General features: G+C 73.7%; 6 protein-coding genes. 5 read left to right on the top strand and 1 reads right to left on the bottom strand.

Annotated features, from left to right (window positions below; translation table 11 throughout):
• The first annotated feature begins 3 nt into the window (after positions 1-3).
• Genes OG550_RS03345 through OG550_RS03335 form a run of 3 tightly spaced genes read left to right on the top strand, consistent with a single transcriptional unit; the run spans position 4 to position 12202 of the window.
• Positions 4-9390: a non-ribosomal peptide synthetase gene (locus OG550_RS03345; protein ID WP_327674312.1), complete on the top strand. Its 9387-nt coding sequence runs from the start codon at positions 4-6 to the stop codon at positions 9388-9390.
• On the top strand, positions 9387-10721 hold the full coding sequence (locus OG550_RS03340) for a cation:proton antiporter (RefSeq protein WP_327674310.1): 1335 nt from the start codon (positions 9387-9389) through the stop codon (positions 10719-10721). The genes OG550_RS03345 and OG550_RS03340 overlap by 4 nt, the downstream gene beginning before the upstream one ends.
• Positions 10718-12202, top strand: a complete 1485-nt coding sequence (locus OG550_RS03335; protein WP_327674308.1) for a tryptophan 7-halogenase — start codon at positions 10718-10720, stop codon at positions 12200-12202. The genes OG550_RS03340 and OG550_RS03335 overlap by 4 nt, the downstream gene beginning before the upstream one ends.
• A 111-nt stretch (positions 12203-12313) precedes the next feature.
• Here the strand turns inward: OG550_RS03335 and OG550_RS03330 are convergent, their stop codons facing one another.
• A complete protein-coding gene (locus tag OG550_RS03330; protein ID WP_327674306.1) occupies positions 12314-13075 on the bottom strand; it encodes an SDR family NAD(P)-dependent oxidoreductase in 762 nt (253 codons plus the stop codon).
• Positions 13076-13334: 259 nt separating this feature from the next.
• On the opposite strand from OG550_RS03330, the gene OG550_RS03325 reads away from it, so the two are divergent.
• Both OG550_RS03325 and OG550_RS03320 read left to right on the top strand, forming a co-directional pair.
• The gene (locus tag OG550_RS03325; RefSeq protein WP_327674304.1) at positions 13335-14459 is read left to right on the top strand and encodes a DUF6421 family protein; all 1125 of its coding nucleotides are present in this window, start codon (positions 13335-13337) and stop codon (positions 14457-14459) included.
• A gap of 515 nt (positions 14460-14974) precedes the next feature.
• Positions 14975-23254: an SDR family NAD(P)-dependent oxidoreductase gene (locus OG550_RS03320; protein ID WP_327674302.1), complete on the top strand. Its 8280-nt coding sequence runs from the start codon at positions 14975-14977 to the stop codon at positions 23252-23254.
• The last annotated feature ends 25 nt before the right edge of the window (positions 23255-23279 follow it).

Here is a 23279-nt window from a genome sequence, read left to right as displayed (position 1 = left end):
ACGATGAGCACGCCGTACCCGGACAGCGGACCGGAACTGATCCGCAAGATCCAGGCGATGCCCGCCAAGCGGCAGCGCGCCGTGATCGCGCTGCTGACCAAGCGGGGCGTCGACCTCTCCGCGCTGGACATCATCCCGCGCCTGCCCCGCTCCCAGGACCGGCCGCTCCCGCTCTCCCACGCCCAGCAGCGGCTCTGGTTCCTGGCCCAGCTGGAGGGCACCAGCGCCTACTACAACGTCCCGATGGCGATGCGGCTGCACGGTCCGCTGGACCGCGCGGCGATGCGCCGGGCGCTGACCGGGCTGGTGCTGCGGCACGAGGTCCTGCGCACCCGGTTCGAGGAACGCGACGGCGTCCCGTACCAGTGCATCGACGACGGCACCGGCTTCACGGTGCGCGAGCAGGACGTCGCCGACCCGGCGGGGGTGTCCGCGATCTGCCAGCAGGAGATGCTCACGCCCTTCGACCTGGCGCAGGACACGCTGATCAGGGCGCTGCTGCTGCGGGTGTCGGAGACCGAGCACGTCCTGATGGTGACGATGCACCACACCGTCTCGGACGGCTGGTCGGTCGGGGTGTTCTTCCGCGAGGTGACCGAGCTGTACGAGGCGGCCCGCCAGGGCCGGGACGACGCCCTGGAGCCGCTGCCGGTGCAGTACGCCGACTTCGCGAACTGGCAGCGCCAGTGGCTGGCGGGCGACGTGCAGACCCGTCAGGTCGACTACTGGAAGGGCCGGCTCGCCGGCGTCGACACGGCTCTGACGCTGCCCGCGGACCGCCCGCGCCCGCCGGTGCGCGGCTACCAGGGCACCCGGGAGTTCTTCCACTGCCCGCCGGAGCTGCTGAACCGGCTCCGCGAGCTCGGCGAGCGGCACGGCACCACGCTGTACATGACGTTGCTGGCCGCCTACTCCGTGCTGCTGCACCGCTACACGCAGCAGACCGACATCGCCGTCGGCACCGTCATCGCCAACCGCAACCGGGTCGAGACGGAGGGGCTCATCGGCCTGTTCGCCAACACCCTGGTGATGCGCAACAGCCTGGACGGCGACCCGGCCTTCACCGAGCTGCTCGCCCGGGTGAAGCGGACCGCGCTGGAGGCCTACGACCACCAGGACGTGCCGTTCGAGGCCGTGGTCGACGCCCTCCAGGTCGAGCGCGCACTCAGCCACTCACCGGTCTTCCAGACCGTGCTGGTGCTCCAGGAGGAGCAGGCGGAGCCCCGGCTCACCCTGGGCGGGCTGGAGGTGACGCCGGTCGACGTCGACTTCACCATCGCCAAGTTCGACCTCACCCTCGACCTGCGGGAGACCCCGCAGGGCCTGGCCGGCGCCGTCGAGTACAGCACCGCCCTGTTCGACCGCGAGACCGTCCAGCGCTTCGTGCGCCACTTCACCACCCTGCTCGCCGCCGTCGCCGACGCGCCGCAGCAGCCGGTCTCCCGGCTGGCCCTGCTGGACGAGGCCGAACTCGACGCCGTGACCAGGCCGTGGCGGACCCCGCCCGGCCCGGCGCCCGAGCCGGTGCGCAGGATCGACGAGTGGTTCGAGGAGGTGGTCCGCCGCAACCCGGACGCGGTGGCGGTGACCTGCGAGGACCGCTCCCTGACCTATGCCGAGCTGAACGCGCGGGCGAACCGCCTGGCCCGGTACCTGCGCGCGTCGGGCGTGGTCCGGGACACGCCGGCGGCGCTCTGCCTGCCGCGCGGCGAGTGGCTCGTCGTCGGCGCGCTGGCGGTGCTGAAGGCGGGCGGCGCGTACGTGCCGCTGGACCTGACGGCGCCGGCCGGGCGGCTCGCCCACGTGCTGTCGGACAGCGCCCCGAAGGTGGTGCTGGTGGACGGCGCGCTGCCCGAGGGGCTCAGCGCCGGCGGCGCCCAGGTGGTGGACGTGCGCGGCGACTGGGAGTGGCTGCCCGCCGACGACCTGGAGCCGGTGGCCGGCGCCTCGCCGAGGGACCTCGCCTACGTCATCCACACCTCGGGTTCGACCGGCCTGCCCAAGGGCGTCCTGGTCGAACACCGCAACGCGACCCGGCTGTTCACCACGACCCGGGAGTCGTTCGGCTTCGGCCCCGACGACGTGTGGACGCTGTTCCACTCCTTCGCCTTCGACTTCACGGTGTGGGAGATGTGGGGTGCCCTGCTGCACGGCGGCCGCCTCGTCGTCGTCCCGCAGGAGGTGGCCCGCAGCCCCCGGGAGTTCTACGCGCTGCTGTGCGCGGAGGGCGTGACCGTCCTCAACCAGACGCCCAGCGCGTTCGGACAGCTGATCGCGGCCCAGGGCGAGGACGGCGCCGGGCACCGGCTCCGTACCGTGGTGTTCGGCGGCGAGGCACTGGACCCCACGGCGCTGCGCCCCTGGTTCGCCCGGCCGCTCAACGCGGCCACCGAACTGGTGAACATGTACGGCATCACCGAGACGACGGTGCACGTGACCCACCGGCCGGTGACCGAGGAGGACACCGCCTCCGCCGCCAGCCCGATCGGCGGGCCGCTGCCGGACCTGAACGTCTACGTGCTCGACCGGCACCTCAACCCGGTGCCGACCGGGGCGGTCGGCGAGATGTACGTGGGCGGCGCGGGGGTCGCCCGCGGCTACCTGAACCGACCGGAGCTGACCGCCGAACGCTTCCTCGACGACCCGTTCCGGAGGGTGCCCGGCGCCCGGATGTACCGCACCGGGGACCTCGCCCGGCGGCTGGCGGACGGCTCGCTGGAGTACCACGGGCGCAACGACGACCAGGTCAAGATCCGCGGCTACCGCATCGAGCCGGGTGAGGTCTCCGCCCGCCTCAACGAGCACCCCGGGGTGCGCTCGTGCGCCGTCGTGGTGCGCGAGGACCGGCCCGGCAACCGGCAGCTCGTCGCCTACGTGGTGCCGGCGGCCGACCGGGACGAGGCGGGGCTGCCCGCCGAGCTGGACCGGCTCGCCCGCCGCGTCCTGCCCGAGTACATGCTCCCCGGCGCCTACGTGCTCCTGCCGGACCTGCCGCTGACCACCAACGGGAAGCTCGACCGCGCCGCGCTCCCGGCTCCCGGCATCGACGCCTACGCCCAGCGCGAGGGCCACGCCTACGCGGCCCCGGCCGAAAGTACCGAGCGGGTGCTGGCGGAGGTCTGGGCCGACCTCCTCGGCTTCGAGGCCGACCGGATCAGCGCGAACGACAACTTCTTCACTCTGGGCGGCCATTCACTGCTCATCACCGTCCTGGTGGCACGGCTGCGGGCGGCCGGGTTGCAGCTCACGGTGCGCGACCTGTTCGACGACGCCACCCTGAGCGGCCTGGCGGCGCGCATCGACGCGGGAACCGCGGAGGCGGGCGGGCCCGGCACGGGCGGGGACCCGGCGGCCGAGCCCGGCTACTCCGTGCCGCCGAACGCCGTCCCCGAGGGCTGCGAGCGGCTGACCCCCGAGCTGCTGCCCCTGGTCAGGCTGGGCCAGGAGCACCTGGACGCGATCGCCGAGCGGGTCCCCGGCGGAGCCCCCAACATCCAGGACGTCTACCCCCTGGTCCCCTCCCAGGAGGGCATCCTCTTCCACCACCTGATCGACCCGGAGAACGACCCGTACGTGATGTCCGCGGTGTTCACCGCGGACGACGAAGCCACGTGCACGGCGTTCCTCGACGCGCTCCAGGCCCTGATCGACCGCCACGACGTGATGCGCACCGCCGTCCTCACCGAGGGCCTGCCCGAGCCGGTGCAGGTGGTGTACCGCTCGGCCGTGCTCCCGGTGGAGCACATCGGCCTGCCCGGGGACGGCGCGACCGGCGCCGACGCCGAGGAGCGGGCCCGTGCCATGGCCGGCCTCACGGCCCAGCTGCCGCCGGACCGGGCGCCGATGCTCAGGGTCCGGATCGCGGAGGACCCCGGATCGTCCCGGCGCTTCCTCCTGATGAACTTCCACCACCTCATCGAGGACGCCACCTCGATGCGCCTGATCGCCGACGAGCTGGCCGCCCACATGGCCGGGCGCGCCGACCTGCTCGCCCCGCCCGCGCCCTACCGCGACTTCGTCGCCCACACCCTGCACCAGCTGCGCACCGGCGACGCGGAGCAGTACTTCCGCACCACGTTCGGAGACGTCACCGAACCGACGGTGCCGTTCGGTCTGGGCGACGTGCACGGCGACGGCCGCCGCACCCGCAAGCCGCGCCGCTCGCTGCCCGCCGACCTCGCCCGGCGGCTGCGGGCCGAGGCCGGTCGGCTCGGCCTCAGTCCGGCGTGGCTCTTCCACGCGGCCTGTGCCCGCGTGGTGGCCGCCGGCAGCGGGCGCGACGACGTGGTCTTCGGCACCGTCATGTCGGGACGCCTCCAGGGCGTGCCGGGGGTGGAGCGGATGCTGGGCAACTTCATCAACACCCTCCCGCTGCGGGTGCGGCTGGCCGGCCGTACCGTGCGGGAGCTGGTCGACGAGGTCGCCGCCGACCTGCGCCGGCTGATCGTCCGCGAGCAGTCCTCGCTGAGCCTGGCCCAGCGGTGCAGCGGACTGGACGGCGACACCCCGCTGTTCACCGCGGCGATCAACTTCCGGCACTTCGAGCCCGCGCGGGACGACGCCCAGGCGCCGCTCCTGGAGGAGCAGGGCATCCGGTGGCTGGCCGTCATGGACCGGACCAACTACCCCATGGGCATGTCGCTCGACGACCTCGGGGACGAGCTCTCCCTCACCGTCCAGATCGAGGACACGGTCGAACCCGAGACCCTGCTGTCCTACGTGGAGACCGCGCTCGCGGGCATCGTCGACGCGCTCGCCACCGACGACGGACACGGCACCCGGGCACTCGACATCGACGTGCTGCCCCCGGCGGAGCGGGAACGGCTGCTCAGCGTCGCCCGCGGCGCGCGCCCCCCGTACCCGCAGGACTCCTGCCTCGCCGAGCTGTTCGAGGAGCAGGCGGCCGCGCACCCCGAGAGGATCGCGGTGCGCCAGGGCGAGCGGTGGCTGACCTACGCACAGCTCAACGCGCGGGCGAACCAGGTCGCCCACCACCTGCGCGGCGCCGGGGTCGGCCCCGACGTCCTCGTCGGAGTGTGCGCCGGCCGCTCGCCGGAGCTGGTGGTCGGACTGCTGGGCGTCCTCAAGGCGGGCGGCGCCTACGTCCCGATCGACCCCGACTACCCCGAACAGCGCATCCAGGCCCTGCTCGACGGCTCCGGGGTGCGCATCGTGCTGGGGCAGTCCGGGCTGCCGGGCGCGCTCTTCGAGCAGGTCGACGAAGTGCTCCACCTCGACACCGGCGAGCGGGCCGGCGACCGGGCCCAGGTGCTCGACACCATGCCCGTGCACGACCCCGACCGCGCCGGGCTGGGCCTGACGCCGTCCCACCTCGCCTACGCCGTCTTCACCTCCGGGTCCACCGGACGCCCCAAGGGCGTGCTGGTGGAGCAGCGCGGCGTGGTCCGACTGGTGCGCAACCCGGACTACTTCGCGGCCGGGGAGTCCACCGTGGTGCTCCACCACTCCTCGATCGCCTTCGACGCCGGCTCCCAGGAAGTGCTCACCCCGCTCCTCTCCGGCGGCCTCCTGGTGCTGCACGACGGCGACTCCAAGGACCCGGTCCAGCTGCTGGACTGCGTCGAGCGGTCCGGCGTCACCACGATGCTGCTGTCGGCCGCCTTCCTGCCGGCCTTCGCCGAGGCCGCGAGCCGCCGCGCGCTGCCGCTGCGCGAGCTCGCGGTCGTGGGCGACACCTTCTCGGCCCGGGACGTCCGGCGCCTCCACGAGGCCCACCCGGGGCTGACCGTGACCAACGGCTACGGCCCGACCGAGAACAGCATCGCCTCCACCTACCACGTGATCCCGCGCGGGCTCGCCGAGGACAGCCGGGTGCCGATCGGCGTGCCCGTCCCCCACACCACCGCCCACGTCACCGACGCGCGGCTCCGGCTGGTGCCGGACGGGGTGATCGGCGAGCTCTGCCTGGGCGGCGCCGGCGTCGCCCGCGGCTACCTCGGCGACCCGGAGCTGACGGCCCGGCGGTTCGTCGACGACCCCTTCGGCGACACCCCGGGCGGCCGGCTGTACCGCAGCGGCGACCTGGTGCGCAGGCTGCCCGACGGCACCCTGGAGTTCCGCGGCCGGGTGGACGAGCAGGTCAAGGTCCGCGGCTTCCGCGTCGAGCCCGGCGAGGTCGAGGCGGCGCTGAACGCGCACCCCTCCGTGCACAGCGCCGTGGTCGTGCCCCACGCCGACGGCGAGGCCGGCACCCTGAGCGCCTACGTGCGCCCGGCCGAGGAGTGGCTGGAGGCGGCCGCCGCGGAGCAGACCGCCGAGCACCTGGTCCAGTGGCGCAAGCTCTTCGAGGACCAGTACTCCCGCGAAGCCGAGGAGGCCGTCCCCGACAACCTCAACCTGGCCGGGTGGGAGAGCAGCTACAGCGGCGAACCGATCCCCGAGGCCGAGATGCGGGAGTGGATCGACGGCACCGTCGACCGGATCCGCGGACTGCGGCCCAAGCGGCTGCTGGAGGTCGGCTGCGGCACCGGGCTGCTGCTCCTCCGCTACGCACAGGAGTGCGAGCGGGTGCACGGCATCGACATCTCCGCCGCGGCCCTGGCGGACGTGCGCCGGAGCGCCGAGCGCCGGGGCTGGTCCCACCTCACCCTGCGACAGGGAGACGCGCTGTCGGTGGCGGAGCTCGCCGGCGAGACCTTCGACGTGGTCGTGCTCAACTCCGTGGCGCAGTACTTCCCCACACGCCACTACCTCCAGGAGGTGATCGCCCGGATCCTGCCCCTGCTCGAAGAGGGCGGCCGGATCCTGCTGGGCGACATCCGGAACCTGGACCTGTTCTCCGAACACGTCTGCGCCATCGAGCGCAGCCGCTCCGGCGTCCCGAGCACGGTCGGCGCGCTGGCCGCGCAGGTGCAGCGCCGCCGCCGCCAGGAGAGCGAACTCCTGGTCAGCCCCGGCTTCTTCACCCGGCTCCCGGAGCGGTTCGAGGAACTGGGCGCCGTCGACATCATGCTCAAGCGGGGGACCGGCGGCAACGAGATGCTCGCCTACCGCTACGACGTGGTGCTGACCAAGGGCCCGGCCGCCGCGGCGCCCGACCTCCCCTGGCTGGAGGCCGCCACCCCGGCGGAGCTGCGCGCCCTGCTGGTCGGCGACGTCCCCGAACGGTTCGGCGTCACCGGACTGACCAACCCGCGGATCGCGGAGGACGCGCGCGTCCTCGCCTCGCTGGCCCGGCTGGCCCCGTCCCGCCAGGTGGACCCGCTGCCCGGTGGCGAGCGGCTCTCGGCGCGGGCCCGGGAGGAATCCGCGGAACTGGAGGCGGCGCTGCGGCACGCCGAGGAGCTCGGCTACCACATCGCGGCCACCTGGTCGCAGGACCGGCCGGACGGCCTCGACCTGGTGCTGGGCTGGGGCGAGCGGCCCCGGGTGCTGGCACGCCACCCGTACCGGGCCCGGCGCCTGGCCAACGAACCGCAGATCGACCGGGTCGGCCCCGGCCTGGTGCGGGAGCTGCGCGACCACCTGTCCGACCGGCTGCCGGACTACATGGTCCCCGGTGCCTTCGTCGTCCTGGAGGAACTGCCGGTCACGCCCCAGGGCAAGGTCGACAAGCGGGCGCTGCCGGCACCGGACGAGGAGGACCTCGCCAAGGAGGTCTACGTCGCGCCCCGCACCGAGGCCCAGCACACCCTGTGCCGGCTCATCGGCGGGGTCCTGGGGCTCGACCGGGTCGGCCTCCAGGACAACTTCTTCAACCTGGGCGGTCACTCCCTGCTCGCCACCCGCCTCAACCTGCGGGTCAAGAAGGAGACCGGCACGGACCTGCCGCTCCAGCTCATCCTCACGGCCGCAACCGTCGAGGACCTGGCGGCGGCGCTGGAGGCGGCCGCCGACCGGAGCACGGAGGGGCCCGTCGCGGTCACCGGCGACCCCGGCGCCGGCACGCCCCCGGCGACCGGGGCGGCGAGCGACGGCGGGGCCGCCGGGCAGCCGCAGCCGCAGCCGCAGCCGTCCGCCGACCTGGTGCCCGCCGACCTGGTGCCCGCCGCGCCCGCGACGGAGGGTGACGAGGCGCCGCTGTCCTTCGCCCAGCAGGACCTGTGGTTCCTGCGGACCCCCGCGCACCTGGGCACCGCGCACGACAACGCCCAGCTGGCCGTACGGCTGCGCGGCCGGCTGGACCGGGACGCCCTGGCGCGGGCCGTGCACGCCCTGGTGGCGCGGCACGCGATCCTGCGCACCGGCTACCCGGAGCGCGACGGGACCGTCGTCCAGCGCGTGAACGGCGCCGACGGCTTCGAGACGCCCGTCCTGGCGCTCCCGCGGTCCACCGGCGGCGAGGCCGCGCTCACCGAATGGCTGCGGGCCGAGCGGCTGCGCCCCTTCGCGCCGCAGGACCGGCACATGCTCCGCGCCCACCTGCTGGTCGTCGACGAGGACGAGCACGTCCTCGTCCTCACCCGCCCGTGGGGCGTCGTGGACGGCTGGTCCACCGGCATCCTGATGCGGGAACTGGTCGCCTTCTACCAGGGGTCGGGCGACGGCCGACCGGGCCCGGCGCCGCTGCCGCTGCAGTACGCCGACTTCGCCCGCTGGCAGCGCCGCACCGTGGACGCCGCCGAGCTCGACCGGCAACGCGACTTCTGGCGCAAGCGGCTCGACGGACTGCCCGAGTGCCTCGCGCTGCGCACCGACTACCCGCGCTGCCCGGTGAAGTCCCACCAGGGCGCGGCGGTGGAGCTCGCCGTCCCGGCCGAGCTGGTGGAGCGGCTGCGCGGGCTCGGCGCGCAGCACGGCGCCACGCTCTACATGACCATGCTGGCGGCCTACGCGGTGCTCCTGGGCGGACGCACCGACGACCGCGAACTGGCGATCGGCTCGCCGGTGACCAACCGGCCGGCCGCCGAACTCGACGACGTGGTGGGGTACTTCGTGAACGCGCTGGTGATGCGCCTGGACGTGGCGCCGCAGCAGGCCTTCACCGGGCTGCTGGCCCAGGCCAGGGAGGTGGTGGCCGAGGCGCAGGCGCACAAGGACCTGCCCTTCGCGGACCTCGTCCGCACGCTGGTCCCGCACCCCGATCCGGCCCGCTCCCCGCTGTTCCAGGTGATGTTCAACCTGGCGCCGGCCCCGTCGACGGACGGCGGGGGCCGGCGGGACATCGACCGCGTCGACGGTCTGGCCGGGGAAACGCTCCCCACCCTCCCCGGGACGGCGACCTTCGACCTGAACCTGTCGCTGCGCGAGACGGAGAAGGGCCTGGAGGGCTACCTGGAGTACAGCACCGACCTGTTCGCCCGGGGGAGCGCCGAGAGGCTGTCCGGGGACTACCTGCGCCTGCTGGAGCAGATCGTCCGGCGCCCGGAGGCGGACCTGGCAGGACTGCGCGCCGAGACCGGCGAGCCGAGCGAGGAGGAGTCCTCATGAGTGCCCCGACCGCCGTCGTCCTCGGGGACGTGGCCCTGGTCGTCCTGGTGTCCTGGCTGTCCGGCGGAGTCGCCCGGAGGCTCAACCAGCCCACGGTGATCGGCCAGATCCTGGGCGGCATCGCCCTGGGGCCGACCCTGCTGGGCCGGCTGCCGGGCGATCCGACCACCTTCCTCTTCCCCGCCGAGGCGCGGCCGTTCCTCTCGGTGCTCGCCCAGATCGCGATCGTCCTGTTCCTCTTCGTGGCGGGCTACGAGATCGACTTCCGCACCTTCCGGGCGGGACGCACCGCGGTGAACGTCGCGCTGGCGGCGCTGCTGGCCCCGATGGGGCTGACCCTGGCGGCCGTCTCCCTGTGCGGCGGGCTCTTCTCCGCGGTGGACCCGGCGCACGCGGGCCGGACCTCGTTCGCGATGTTCATGGCGGTGGCGATCTCGATCACGGCGCTGCCGGTCCTGGCGGCCATCGTGCGCGAGCGCGCGCCGGGCACCACCGCCGGGGCGGTGTCCATCGCGGCGGCCGGACTCATGGACGTGGCCGCCTGGTTGGTGCTGGCCGCGGTGCTCAGCGACTCGGGCCATGCCACCCGCTGGTCCTGGCCGGTGGCCCTGGCGCTGCTGGTGGGGTTCGCGGCGTTCCTGTTCGGCTGCCTCCGGCCCGTGCTGCGCTGGTGGTTGGCCCGGCCGGCGAGCCTGCTGAGCAACCCGGTGCCGGTGGCGCTGGTCGTCGCCCTGGGCAGTGCCTGGGTCACCGAGTCGCTCGGGCTGCACGCGGTCTTCGGCGGGTTCCTCGCCGGGATGGCCATGCCGCGGCGTGACGGCGCCCCGGACGCCGACGTCCTGGGGCCCATGGAGCAGGTCGCCAACCTGCTGCTGCCGCTGTTCTTCGTCGTCACCGGACTGTCCGTCAACCTCGGCGCGGTGGGGGCGGACGGCCTGGGCCTGCTCGGCCTGCTCCTGCTGGTGGCGATCGCCGGCAAGATCGTCCCCACCTACGGCGTGGCCCGTCTGCACCGCCTGGACCCCCGGCAGTCCGCCCTGGTCGCCGTCATGGTGAACACCCGCGGTCTGACCGAGCTCATCGTGCTGGAGGTCGGCAAGTCCGCGGGACTCATCGGCCAGAAGCTCTACGCCGTCCTGGTCATGCTGGCGCTGATCACCACCGTGATGACGGGTCCGCTGCTCCAGCTGATCGGCGACGAGCGCAAGGACGGGCGGCGGCCGACCCGGCCGGGGCGGCCCGGCCGCATCGAGACCAGTACTCCACCCACTGCACATTCTGGACAGACCGTCGGCGTCGGCGGCGAGGAAACGGGAGACACATCAGCGTGAGCAACACCGAAGCATTCGATGTCGTGGTCGTCGGCGGCGGTCCCGGCGGCTCGACCCTGGCCGCACTCGTCGCCAAGAAGGGGCACTCGGTGCTCGTTCTGGAGAAGGAGTTCTTCCCGCGCTACCAGATCGGGGAGTCGCTGCTGCCGTCCACCATCCACGGCGTCTGCCGGCTGACCGGCGCGGCGGACGAGCTGGCCAAGGCGGGCTTCCCGCTCAAGCGCGGCGGTACCTTCCGCTGGGGCGCCAACCCGGAGCCGTGGACCTTCTCCTTCTCGGTCTCCCCCCAGATGGCCGGCCCGACCTCCACCGCCTACCAGGTGGAGCGCTCCAAGTTCGACAAGATCCTGCTGGACAACGCCCGCCGGGTCGGCGCCGTGGTCCGCGAGGGCAGCGCCGTGTCGGAGATCGTGGAGGACGGCGACCGGGTCTCGGGTGTGCGCTACACCGACGACCAGGGCGTGCAGCGGGAGGTGTCGGCGCGGTTCGTGGTGGACGCCTCCGGCAACCAGAGCCGGCTCAACCAGCGGATAGGCGGCCGCCGGGAGTACTCGGACTTCTTCCGCAACCTGGCGCTGTTCGGCTACTTCGAGGGCGGCAAGCGGCTGCCGGAGCCGACCCGCTACAACATCCTGTGCGTCGCCTTCGAGAGCGGCTGGTTCTGGTACATCCCGCTGAGCGACACCCTGACCAGCGTCGGAGCCGTGGTCCGGCGGGAGTTGGCCGAGAAGGTCCAGGGCGATCCGGAGAAGGCGCTCCAGGCCCTGATCGACGAGTGCCCGATGATCTCGGACTTCCTCGCCCCCGCCACCCGGGTCACCACGGGCCAGTACGGCCAGATCCGGGTCCGCAAGGACTACTCGTACCACCACACCGCCTTCTGGCGGCCGGGCATGATGCTCGTCGGCGATGCCGCCTGCTTCGTCGACCCGGTCTTCTCCTCCGGCGTCCACCTGGCCACCTACAGCGCGCTGTTGGCCGCGAGGTCGATCAACAGCACGCTGGCCGGCGAGGTCGAGGAGGAGGCGGCCATGAAGGAGTTCGAGGCGCGCTACCGCCGCGAGTACGGCGTGTTCTACGAGTTCCTGATGTCCTTCTACGACATGCACCGCGTCGAGGGCTCCTACTTCTGGGAGGCCAAGAAGCTCACCCGGAACAGCAGCACCGAACTGGAGTCGTTCGTGGAACTGGTGGGCGGCGTCTCCTCCGGGGAGGCGGCGCTCAGCGATGCCGAGTCGGTCGCGGCGCGCCTGCACGCGCAGACCGAGGAGTTCGCCTCCGCGGTCGAGGCCGTCTCCGCGGGCGGCAACGACAACTGGGCCCCGCTGCTCGGCTCGTCCGTGGCCCGCGAGGCGATGACCGAGAGCTCCAAGGTGCAGATGCACGCGGTGCTGGGGGAGGACGCCGAGGAGGAGACGCCGCTCTTCGAGGGCGGTCTGATCCCCTCGCCGGACGGCCTCTCCTGGGCCGTCCCGCAGTAGGTCCGACGGACCGCCACGACCGGAGGCGGGCGGGTCGCCGCGGCACGTGCCCGGCCCGCCCGGCCTCCGGCGGGGCGGGCGGGCCGCGGGTTCACCGGGACGGGCGGATCGTCACCTCGGCCCCATCCGGAGGGCGCCGTCGAGCCGGATCGTCTCGCCGTTGAGCATCGGGTTCTCCACGATGTGCGCCGCGAGCGAGGCGAACTCCTCCGCCTCGCCGAGGCGTTGCGGGTGCGGCACCTGCCTGCCGAGCGCCTCGACCGCGGACTCCGGGAAGCCGTCGAACATCGGGGTGCGGAACAGGCCCGGGGCGATCGTGACCACGCGGATCCGCGACTGGGCGAGGTCACGGGCGATCGGCAGGGTCATTCCCACGATGCCGCCCTTGGCGGCGGCGTAGGCGGCCTGTCCGACCTGGCCGTCGAACGCGGCGATCGAGGCGGTGTTGACGATGACTCCGCGTTCGTCGCCGTCCTCCTCCAGCCGGATCATCCGCGCCGCGGCGAGGCGGATCACGTTGAACGTACCGATCAGATTGGTGTGGACGACCTTGCTGAAGGCTTCGAGCGGGAACGGGCCGCTCCGGCCGGCCGTCCGGTGGGCGTTGCCGATGCCGGCGCAGTTGACCACGATCCGCAGCCTGCCGAGCTCCTCGGCGCGGTCGACGGCGGCGGTGACGTCCTCCTCGGCGGTGACGTCGCCGGGGGAGAGGACGACTCCCCCGCCCAGCTCCGCCACGACCTTCTCACTCCGCGCGGAAGGCCGGTTGAGGATGACCACGGAAGCACCCCGCTCACGCAGTTTCCGTACCGTCGCCAGGCCGAGGCCGGACGTTCCGCCGGTGACCAGCGCAACGCTTCCTTCTATTCGCACCTGCTGCTCCAGTTCTGTCGGCCGGCTCCCCGGGGGAGCCGGGCGATCGAAGGGCTCGCGGATATTCCGGAGAAGTCCCTGTGATCACGCTAGCCAGCGTGGTCACAAAGGCGCAAGCACCGCACCGGCCTGATTCGGCCGGTCCGGCCGAAAGGATCGGAGGAGACCCGGGGAAGGACATTCCGGAGCGGGCTCGGGCGGCCACTGCCGCCCCGGCCCCGGTGAAGCAACGAACCTACGCCTGTAAAGAAGGTGGGCAATGTCGAACAGCATTCCGTCAGCGGTCTTCGACGAGGTCGACGCAATCCGCGAGAAGGTTCATGGATCGCGCGACGCATTTCGGGACCGAGAATTCCTGGACGAGTTGGCGCAGCGGATCGCCGACGCCCCGAACCTGGGCCGGCAGCCGGCCGCCCGGGCCCTGGTCGAGGACCTCCGGAACCACTCGCCCGGCGCCCGCCTGGACGCCGTCAAGGCGCACATCAACGGGAAGCGCGACAACCACATCTTCTCGCTGTTCGACGCCTCGTACTTCCCGGCCCTTTCGCTGGAGTACCTGACGTACGAGACGCTGCCCACCAATCCGCACCTCGCCACCCGGTACGCCAGCAACACCATGCCGGTGAACATCACGGGCGGTTCGAAGGGGTTCGGGTCGCGCGTCGTCGTGGCGCTGTTCCCGGAGAACCACGTCGACGGCATCCAGCACGGCGACGACCTGATCTTCTACTTCATCGACAAGTTCGTCGAGCGGCACAACCGCATCACCCGGAGGATGATCGACGCGGTGATGGCCGAGGACAGCTTCCCGCTGCTCCGGGGCGTCGACGACCGGACGGTCGAGCAGGCCTCCTCGTGGTGGGTCCGGCTGCACGAGTACCACCACCGGCAGGGCGACATGCCCATCCCGGACTACCTGCCGGTCAAGAAGCTGAAGCCGCTGGCGGGCCTGGAGGAGCTGCGGGTCGACGTCTCCGCGATGCTGGTCTGCCTGAACGACCCGGAGCTGCCCGCCCGGGAGGCGCGGCTGGCCTACGAGTACATCCTGTCCGAGCGGCTGCTCCGCTACGCGGTGGAGGGGATTCCGCGCCCCAACTACGACGCGGTCGCCTCCCAGCTGCTCTTCAACTTCCTCTCCAAGCACGGTGGAATCGAATTGCGCGGGGACCGGATCCGGCTCCACGACGAACTCCCCGAGGTCCTGGCCGTATTCCTCGGCGCGATACAGCGGATCGAGCGGGAGATCCGGAACGGAGTCCCGGCCGACGAGGTCAAGCAGCGACTGCTGGAATTCACCAACGAGTACACGGACTACGACGAGGACGCCAAGGACTATCGGCACATTCCGTTCTTCGCGGAGGTCAAGGAGCGGCTCGGCGTCTGAGCCGGAGGCCGGTTCGGCCGGGTCCGGCGAGGTGGGGCGACCCAGTCCGCCGGGCCGGCGGCCGAAATCCCGGAAAGGCCGGGCCGAATGTCACTCTGTGCTCTCCGGACTCCTCGGCCGATGACGCTCTGTGCATTGCCTCCGGTATGCGCGTCCTATAGTGTGACGGATGATCACGGGGGGAGCGGAAGTGATGGGGGTCTCTTCTGGGGTTCTGCGACTGTGACATTCGCCGGGCGTGCTCGCCGGCTCCGTGTCGATGGTGAAGATATTCCGCGGGTGCGGCGTTCGGCGCCCCCCGGCCCGGTGCGCGGCCGATCCTCCTGATCCGTGCACGTTCTCGTCGTGCGCGCATTTCCTTCCCGCTCGCGCGGTCGCGCCGGTCGGATCGCGGCCGTCGCAGCGGATCCGGACGTTCCGCAGGCGGATCCCGCACGCCTCCGGCCACTCGGCGCGGGGGCGGACCCGCGGGCCCGGCCGTCCGAAGCAGAGCCACCAGAAAGGAACACCCTCTGATGCCCACGCGCCACCCGAGCCGGTCCGCGATCGCCGTCGTCGGCATGGCCTGTCGCATCCCGGGGGCCGACGACCTCGGTGAATTCTGGCGGCTGCTGCGCGACGGCACCGAGGCGATCGGCGACCTCCCCGAGGGGCGCTGGGACCTCGGCGGCGTGCCGGAGGACCTCCGGCCGGCCGGGTTGACGCGCGGTGGATTCCTCGACCGGGTCGCCGACTTCGACCCGGACTTCTTCGGCATCACGCCGCGCGAGGCCGCGGCGATGGACCCCCGCCAGCGGCTGGCCCTGGAACTGGGCTGGACGGCCCTGGAGCACGCCGGCGTCGCACCCCGGAGCCTGCGCGGCGGCTCCACCGCGGTGTTCCTCGGCGCCACCGGCGACGACTACGCCACCCTCGTCCACCGGCACGGCGAGGAGGCCGTCTCCTCCTACTCGCTGACCGGACTGAGCCGGGGCGTGATAGCGAACCGGATCTCCTACCACCTCGGCCTGCGCGGTCCGAGCCTGACCGTCGACGCCGCGCAGTCCTCCTCACTGGTGGCCGTGCACCTGGCCTGCGAGAACCTGCGGTCCGGCGCCACCGACCTCGCGCTGGCCGGCGGCGTCCACCTCAACCTGACCCCGGACAGCACGCTCGCCTTCGCCCGGGCCGGGGCCCTCTCCCCGGACGGCCGCTGCTACACCTTCGACGCGCGCGCCAACGGCACCGTCCGCGGCGAGGGCGGCGGTCTGGTCGTGCTCAAGCGCCTGACCGACGCCGTCGCCGACGGCGACCGGATCCACTGCGTCCTGCTCGGCAGCGCGGTGAACAACGACGGCGGGGGCGACTCCTTCACCACCCCTGACGGCGCGGCACAGCGGGAACTGCTGCGCGAGGCCTACGAGCGGGCCGGGGAGCCGGCGGCGCGGGTGGGGTACGTCGAACTGCACGGCACCGGGACCAGGGCGGGGGACCCGATCGAGGCCGAGGCGCTCGGCGAGGTGCTCGGCCGGGAGCGGCCCGCCGCCCGGCCGCTGCTCGTCGGATCGGTGAAGAGCAACATCGGGCACCTCGACGGGGCCTCGGGCGTCGTCGGGCTGATCAAGGTCGCGCTCTCCATCGGTCGCGGAGTCCTCCCGGCCAGCCTCAACTACGCCGAGCCCAACCCCTCGATCCCGTTCGAGCGGCTCGGGCTCCGGGTCAACGACACCGCCGGCCCCTGGCCCGAGGGCGCCCGGCTGGCCGGCGTCAGCTCCTTCGGCATCGGCGGTACCAACTGCCACGTCGTGGTGGGCGACGCCCCGGGTGCGTCCGAGCCGGCCTGCGGCGAACCCGCCGAGTCCGGGACCGGGACCGGGACCGGGGACGAGTCCGGGCCGGCCGTGCCGGTGCTGGTTTCCGGCCGGAGCGAGGCGGCACTGCGGGCCCAGGCCCGCCGGCTGCTGGAACACCTCGGCGCCGACCCGGCGCTGCGCCCGCGCGACGTCGGCTACGCCAGCGCCACCACGCGTACGGCCCTGGAGCACCGCGGGGTCGTCGTCGCCGCGAACCGTGCCGAACTCCTGGCCGGACTCACGGCGTTGGCGGAGGGCGAGCCGTCCCCGCACGTGGCGGCCGGCGTCTGCGGCCCGCTGTCCCGGGTCGTGTGGATGTTCCCCGGGCAGGGCCCGCAGTGGGCCGGGATGGCCCTGGAGCTGTGGGACTCGTCGCCGGTGTTCGCCGCCCGGATGGCGGAGTGCGCGCGGCTGCTGGCGGGCCAGGTCGACTGGTCGCTGCGGGAGGTGCTGGGAGACGAGGCGGCGCTGCGGCGGATGGACGTCATGCAGCCCGCGCTCTTCGCGGTACAGGTGTCGCTCGCCGAGGTGTGGCGGGCCGTCGGACTGCGGCCGTCCGCCGTGGTCGGCCACTCCCAGGGGGAGATCACCGCGGCCTGCGCGGCGGGGATCGTCCCGCTCCCGGACGCGCTGCGGCTGATGGTCGACCGCAGCCGGGCCATCGCCGCCCGGCTTTCCGGCCGAGGCGCGATGGCCCTGCTGGCGATGCCGGTCGAGGAGGTGGACCAGGAACGGGTGGCGGTCGGCGCGGTCAACGGCCCGAACTCGGTCGTCGTCTCCGGTCCCGTCGAGGTCGTGCGGGCGGTGACGGCCGAGTGCGAGGCCCGGGGCGTCCGGGCCCGGACGGTCCCGATCGACTACGCCTCGCACTCGCCGTACGTCGAGCCCGTCCGCGAGGAGGTCCTGCGCGCCGCCGCCGGAGTCACCGCCCGGGCCGGCGACGTCGCGTTCTACTCGACCGTCACCGGCGGCCTCCTCGGGGCGGACGGCCTGGACGCCGGGTACTGGTACCGCAACCTGCGCGAACGGGTGAGCTGGATGGCGGCCGTCCGGGCGCTGGCCGCGGACGGACACGGGGTGTTCGTGGAGGCCAGCCCGCACCCGGTGCTGACCACGGCCGTCCGGGAGACCCTGGGCGACGCCCCGGACGCGGTGGTCCAGGGCACCCTGCGCCGCGGCGAGGGCGGGCTGCGGCGGCTGCTGCTGTCCATGGCCGAACTACACGTCCAGGGCGTCGACCTGGACTGGAGGCCGGTGTTCGAAGGCACCGGCGCCCGTACCGTCGAGCTGCCCGGCTACGCCTTCCAGCGGCAGCCCTACTGGCTCTCCGACACCGTTGGCGCGCTGCCGTCGCTGCCCGCGCCGTCGGCGCCGCCGTCGGCACCCGGGGCGGAAGCCGCCGCCCCGCCACGGCGGACGGCGCGGGGGCCGGAGGACCTGCAGACCCTGGTCCGGGCCCAGGCGGCGGCCGTGCTCGGCCGCACCGACCCGGGGGCGATGGCGGCCGACCACGCGTTCCCGGAGCTCGGCTTCGACTCCGTGACCGCGGTGGAGCTGAGCGTCCGGCTCGGGAGGGCGACCGGGCTGCGACTGCCCGTCACCCTGCTGTACGACCACCCGACGATCACCGCGCTGGTCGGCCACCTTCACGAGGAGCTCTCCGGGGAGGCCCCGGAGGAGCGCCCGGCCGCCGCCGGTCCCGCCCCGGACGAGGACCCGATCGCGATCGTGGGCATGGGCTGCCGCTTCCCGGGCGGCGTGGCCTCGCCCGAGGACCTGTGGCGTCTGGTCCACGAGGAGGCCGACGCCGTCACGGCGTTCCCCGAGGACCGCGGCTGGAGCCTCGACCCGGAGCGCACCGGACAGGTCCGTACCGGCGGGTTCCTCACCGGAGCCCTGGACCTCGACGCCGACTTCTTCCGGATCAGCCCGCGCGAGGCGCGGGCGATGGACCCGCAGCAGCGGCTCCTGCTCGAAGTGTCGTGGGAGGCGCTGGAGCGCGCCGGAGCCGACCCCGCCGGGCTGCGCGGCAGCCGGACGGCCGTCTTCATGGGCGTCATGAACCAGGACTACGTCCCCCCGCTGGACGAGACCTCGGAGAGCTTCGGCGGCTACGCCCTGACCGGGGGCACGCCGAGTGTGGCGTCGGGGCGGATCTCCTACACCTTCGGGTTCGAGGGGCCGGCGGTGACGGTGGACACGGCGTGTTCGTCGTCGTTGGTGTCGTTGCACCTGGCGGTGCAGTCGCTGCGTTCGGGGGAGAGCACGCTCGCCCTGGCCGGCGGGGCCACGGTGATGTCGACCGCCGGGATGTTCGTCGAGTTCTCCCGGCAGGGCGGGCTCTCCCCCGATGGGCGTTGCCGGGCGTTTTCGGATGCGGCGGACGGTACGGGGTGGGCGGAGGGTGTGGGGGTGGTGGTGTTGGAGCGGTTGTCGGATGCGCGGCGGGCGGGGCGTCGGGTGTTGGCGGTGGTGCGGGGTTCGGCGGTGAATCAGGACGGTGCGTCGAGTGGGTTGACGGCGCCGAACGGGTTGGCGCAGCAGCGGGTGGTGCGGGCGGCGTTGGAGGGTGCGGGTCTGTCGGGTGTGGATGTGGATGTGGTGGAGGCGCATGGTACGGGGACGCGGTTGGGGGATCCGATCGAGGCGCAGGCGTTGTTGGCGACGTACGGGCAGGGGCGTTCGGCTGATCGGCCGTTGTGGTTGGGGTCGTTGAAGTCGAACATCGGGCATTCGCAGGCGGCGGCGGGTGTGGGTGGGGTGATCAAGATGGTGATGGCGTTGGGGGCCGGGGTGTTGCCGCGGACGTTGCATGCGGAGGTGCCGTCGCGTCATGTGGACTGGTCTTCGGGTGGGGTGGAGTTGTTGCGGGAGCGGCGTGTGTGGCCGCGGGTGGGTCGGGTGCGTCGGGCGGGGGTGTCGGCGTTCGGGATCAGTGGGACGAACGCGCATGTGATTCTGGAGGAGGCGCCGGCGGAGCCCGGGGCGGTGGAGTCCGGGGTGATGGTGTCGGGTCCGGTGCCGGTGGTGGTGTCGGGGGTGGGTGGGGCGGCGTTGCGGGCGCAGGCGGAGCGGTTGCGGGTGCGGGTGGAGTCGGATCCGTCGGTGCGTGTGGTGGATGTGGGTTTCTCGTCGGTGTGTTCGCGGGCGGTGCTGGAGCACCGGGGTGTGGTGGTCGCGGATGGTCGTGAGGGTTTGTTGGAGGGGTTGGCGGCGTTGGCGGGGGGTGGGGACGGTTCGTCGGTGGTGGTGGGTGCGGACCGGCGGGCGGATGGCCGGGTGGTGTTCGTGTTCCCGGGTCAGGGTGCGCAGTGGGTCGGGATGGCGGTCGAACTGCTCGACTCCGCACCGGTGTTCGCCGACCGGATGGCCGAGTGCGCGGCGGCTCTGGCGGAGTTCGTGGACTGGGCGCCGGAGGACGTGCTGCGGCAGGTGCCGGGCGCCCCGTCGCTGGAGCGGGTCGACGTCGTCCAACCGCTCTCCTGGGCGGTGATGGTGTCGCTGGCGGCGCTCTGGCGCTCGTACGGCGTCGAGCCGGCGGCGGTGGTGGGGCACTCGCAGGGCGAGATCGCCGCCGCCTGCGTGGCCGGCGCGCTCACCCTGGAGGACGCGGCGCGGGTCGTCGCCCTGCGCTCGCAGGCGATCGCCCGGGGACTGGCCGGCCACGGCGGGATGATGTCGGTGGCTCTGCCGTCCGTCGAGGTGGAGGCCCGCCTCCGCGCGTGGCCGGGCCGGCTGGAGGTGGCGGCCCTGAACGGCCCGTCCGCCACGGTCGTCGCCGGCGATCCGGACGCGCTGGACGAGCTGCTCGCCGCCTGCGCGGCGGACGGCGTGCGGGCCCGCCGCGTACCGGTGGACTACGCCTCCCACACGGCCCACGTGGAGCGGATCGAGGACGAACTCGCCCGGGTGCTCGCGGACGTCCGCCCCGGGCCCGCGCGGGTGCCGCTCTTCTCGACCGTCGAGCGGGACTGGCTCGGCGAACGGCCGGTCGACGCCGGCTACTGGTACCGCAACCTGCGGCGACCGGTGCACTTCCACTCCGCCGTGGCGGCACTCGCCGAGCAGGGGTACCGCACGTTCGTCGAGGTCAGCCCCCACCCGGTGCTCACCATGAACATCGAGGAGGTCCTGGAGGGCCGGTCCGAGCCGGGCGCCGCCGTGGTCTCCGGCACGCTCCGGCGCGACGAGGGGGGACTCCACCGGTTCCTGGCCTCGGCGGCGAGGCTGTGGACGCAGGGCGTCGCGGTGGACTGGAACGGACCTCACACCGGAAACGGCGCGCGCCGCGTCGAGCTGCCGACCTACGCCTTCCAACGGCGCCGCCACTGGCTGCACCCGCTGGCGGACCGGCCGCTGCTCGGGCCGCCCGTGGAACTCGCCGACGGCGGCACCGTGCACACCGAACGCCTCTCGCTGCGCAGCCGACCCTGGCTGACCGACCACCGGGTGCTCGGTCAGGCCGTGGTGCCGGGCACGGCCCTGCTGGAGATGGCGCTGCGGATCGGCCACACGGTGGACGAACTGACCCTCCGGACACCGCTGGTGGTGCCGGAACGGGGCGAGGTCGAGGTGCAGCTGACGGCGGCGCCACCGGATGCGTCCGGCCGGCGGGAACTGCGCATCCACGGCCGCGTGCACGGCGAGACCGAGGAGGACTGGCGGCTGCACGCCACCGGGCGGGTGGGCCCGGCCGAGGCCGCCGCCGACGGCCCGGCGCCGACCGAGTGGCCGCCGAGCGGGGCGACCCCGCTGGACCCCGCCGGGTGGTACGACGAGCTCGCCCGGCGCGGTCTGGAGTACGGGCCGGCCTTCCGCAACCTGCGCGCGGTGTGGCGGCACGGTGCCGACCTGCTCGCCGAGGTGGCGCTGGCGGAGGAGGCGGGGCCTTTCCGCGCGCATCCCGCGCTGCTGGACGCGGTCCTCCACCCGCTGGTGCTGGAGGAGGACACCGGGCCGGTGGTCCCGTTCTCCTGGGAGGGCGTGCGGCTCGCCCGGACCGGTGCCACCCGGCTCCGGGTCCGGATCGGCCTGCTCGGCGGGCAGCGGGCGACGCTGGCCGCCACCGACGGCAACGGCGCCCCGGTGCTCTCGGTCGACTGCCTCACCCTGCGCCCGCTCGACGCCCGCCGCTCCGACCCCAAGCTGTTCCAGGTCGAATGGCGCGGGGTCGGCGTCCCCGCCGGAACCGGTGCGCCGGACGCCCCGACCGTCCTGCTGACGGTCCCGTCGAGCGCGATCGAGCCGTCCGCGGCCGTGCACGTGACGGCGGAGCACGTGCTGGGCGAGGTCCAGGCGTGGCTGGCCGAGCACGGCGAGGGCTCCGGACGGCTGGTCGTCACCACCCGCCGGGCCGTGGCCGTGGCACCTGACGAGGAGCTCGACCTCTCCGCCGCCGCCGTGTGGGGCCTGCTGCGCTCGGCCCAGACGGAGTACCCGGGCCGGATCGTCCTGCTGGACCACGACGGCGGCGGGGAACCCCCGGCCGATCGGCTGCGTGCGGCCCTCGCCGTCGACGAACCGCAGGTCGCCCTGCGCGCCGGAGGGATCCTCGTCCCCCGGCTCGCCCGCGGCTCCGTCCCCGCGCCGGCCGCGGACCGGTCGCTCGCCGGCACCGACGGGACGGTGCTGATCACCGGTGGCACCGGCGGCCTCGGCGCCACCGTGGCACGCCACCTGGTGGAGCGGCACGGCGTCCGCCGGCTGCTGCTGGTCAGCCGCAGCGGCCCCGCCGCCGACGGCGCGGCCGACCTGGTCGCGGAGCTGACCGCCGCGGGCGCGGCCGTCACGGTGGCGGCGTGCGACGCGGCCGACCGGTCCGCGCTGGCCGGTGTCCTCGCGGCCGTCCCCGCGTCGGCCCCGCTGCGGGCCGTGGTGCACGCGGCCGGGGTCCTGCGGGACGGCGCGGTCTCCTCGCTGACGACGGAACGGCTGCACGCCGTCCTCGCGGCGAAGGCCGACGCGGCCTGGAACCTGCACGAGCTGACCGAAGGCGTCGGGCTGTCCGCGTTCGTGCTGTTCTCCTCCGTCTCGGCCACCGTCGGCCTGGCCGGGCAGGCCAACTACGCGGCCGGCAACGCCTTCCTGGACGCGCTCGCCCACCACCGGCACCAACGGGGACTTCCCGCGGTGTCGATGGGCTGGGGCCTGTGGGAGCAGAGCACCGGCCTGACCGGAGCGCTCGACGCCGCCGACCGGCGGCGGATCCTCCGGGCCGGCCTGCGGCCGCTACCCACCGACCAGGCGCTGGCGCTGTTCGACCTCGCCCTCGACGCGGACCGGCCGCATCTGGTGCCCGCCTGGTTCGACCCGGACGAGCTGCGGGAGGGCACACCGCCCGCGGTGCTGCGCGCGCTGGTCCGCGCCCCTGCCGCGCCGACCGGGCGGACGACGGGCGGTGCCCGGCCCCTGGCCGAACAGCTGGGGTTCCTGCCGGAGCACGAGCGCGAACTGACGCTCCGCCGGCTCGTCCAGACGGAGATCGCGACCGTCCTGGGCCGCTCCGGACCGAGCGACGTCGCACCCGACCGCGGCTTCATGGACATGGGCTTCGACTCGCTCACCGCCCTGGAGCTGCGCAGCCGGCTGGCCGGCCTCACCGGGCTCTCCCTGACCACGACGGTGACCTTCGAGCACCCGAGCGTGATCGCCCTGGCCCGGCACCTGCTGGAGCGGCTCGCCCCGGAACCGACCCCGGACCCGGACCCGGACCCGGAGCCGACCCCGGACCCGGACCCCGAAACGTCGGCCGAGCCCGCGCTCGCCGCACTGTCCCGACTGGTGGCCGGTGCGGCCACCCTCGACGCCGGGCTGCGCCTGGACGTCACCACACAGGTGTGGGAGTTGCTGTCGGCACTGACCGCCCAGCCGTTCGGGGCGGACCCGGTGCACGACGAGGAGATCACCGCGGCAAGCGCGGACGAGCTCTTTTCCTTGATCGACGATGAGCTTGGAAGGCCCTGACGATGACCGAGGCGAAGCTGCTCGA

Origin of the sequence: Kitasatospora sp. NBC_00458 (assembly GCF_036013975.1) — a bacterium.
Taxonomy (GTDB): domain Bacteria; phylum Actinomycetota; class Actinomycetes; order Streptomycetales; family Streptomycetaceae; genus Kitasatospora.
This window is presented reverse-complemented; position numbering and strand designations above follow the sequence as displayed.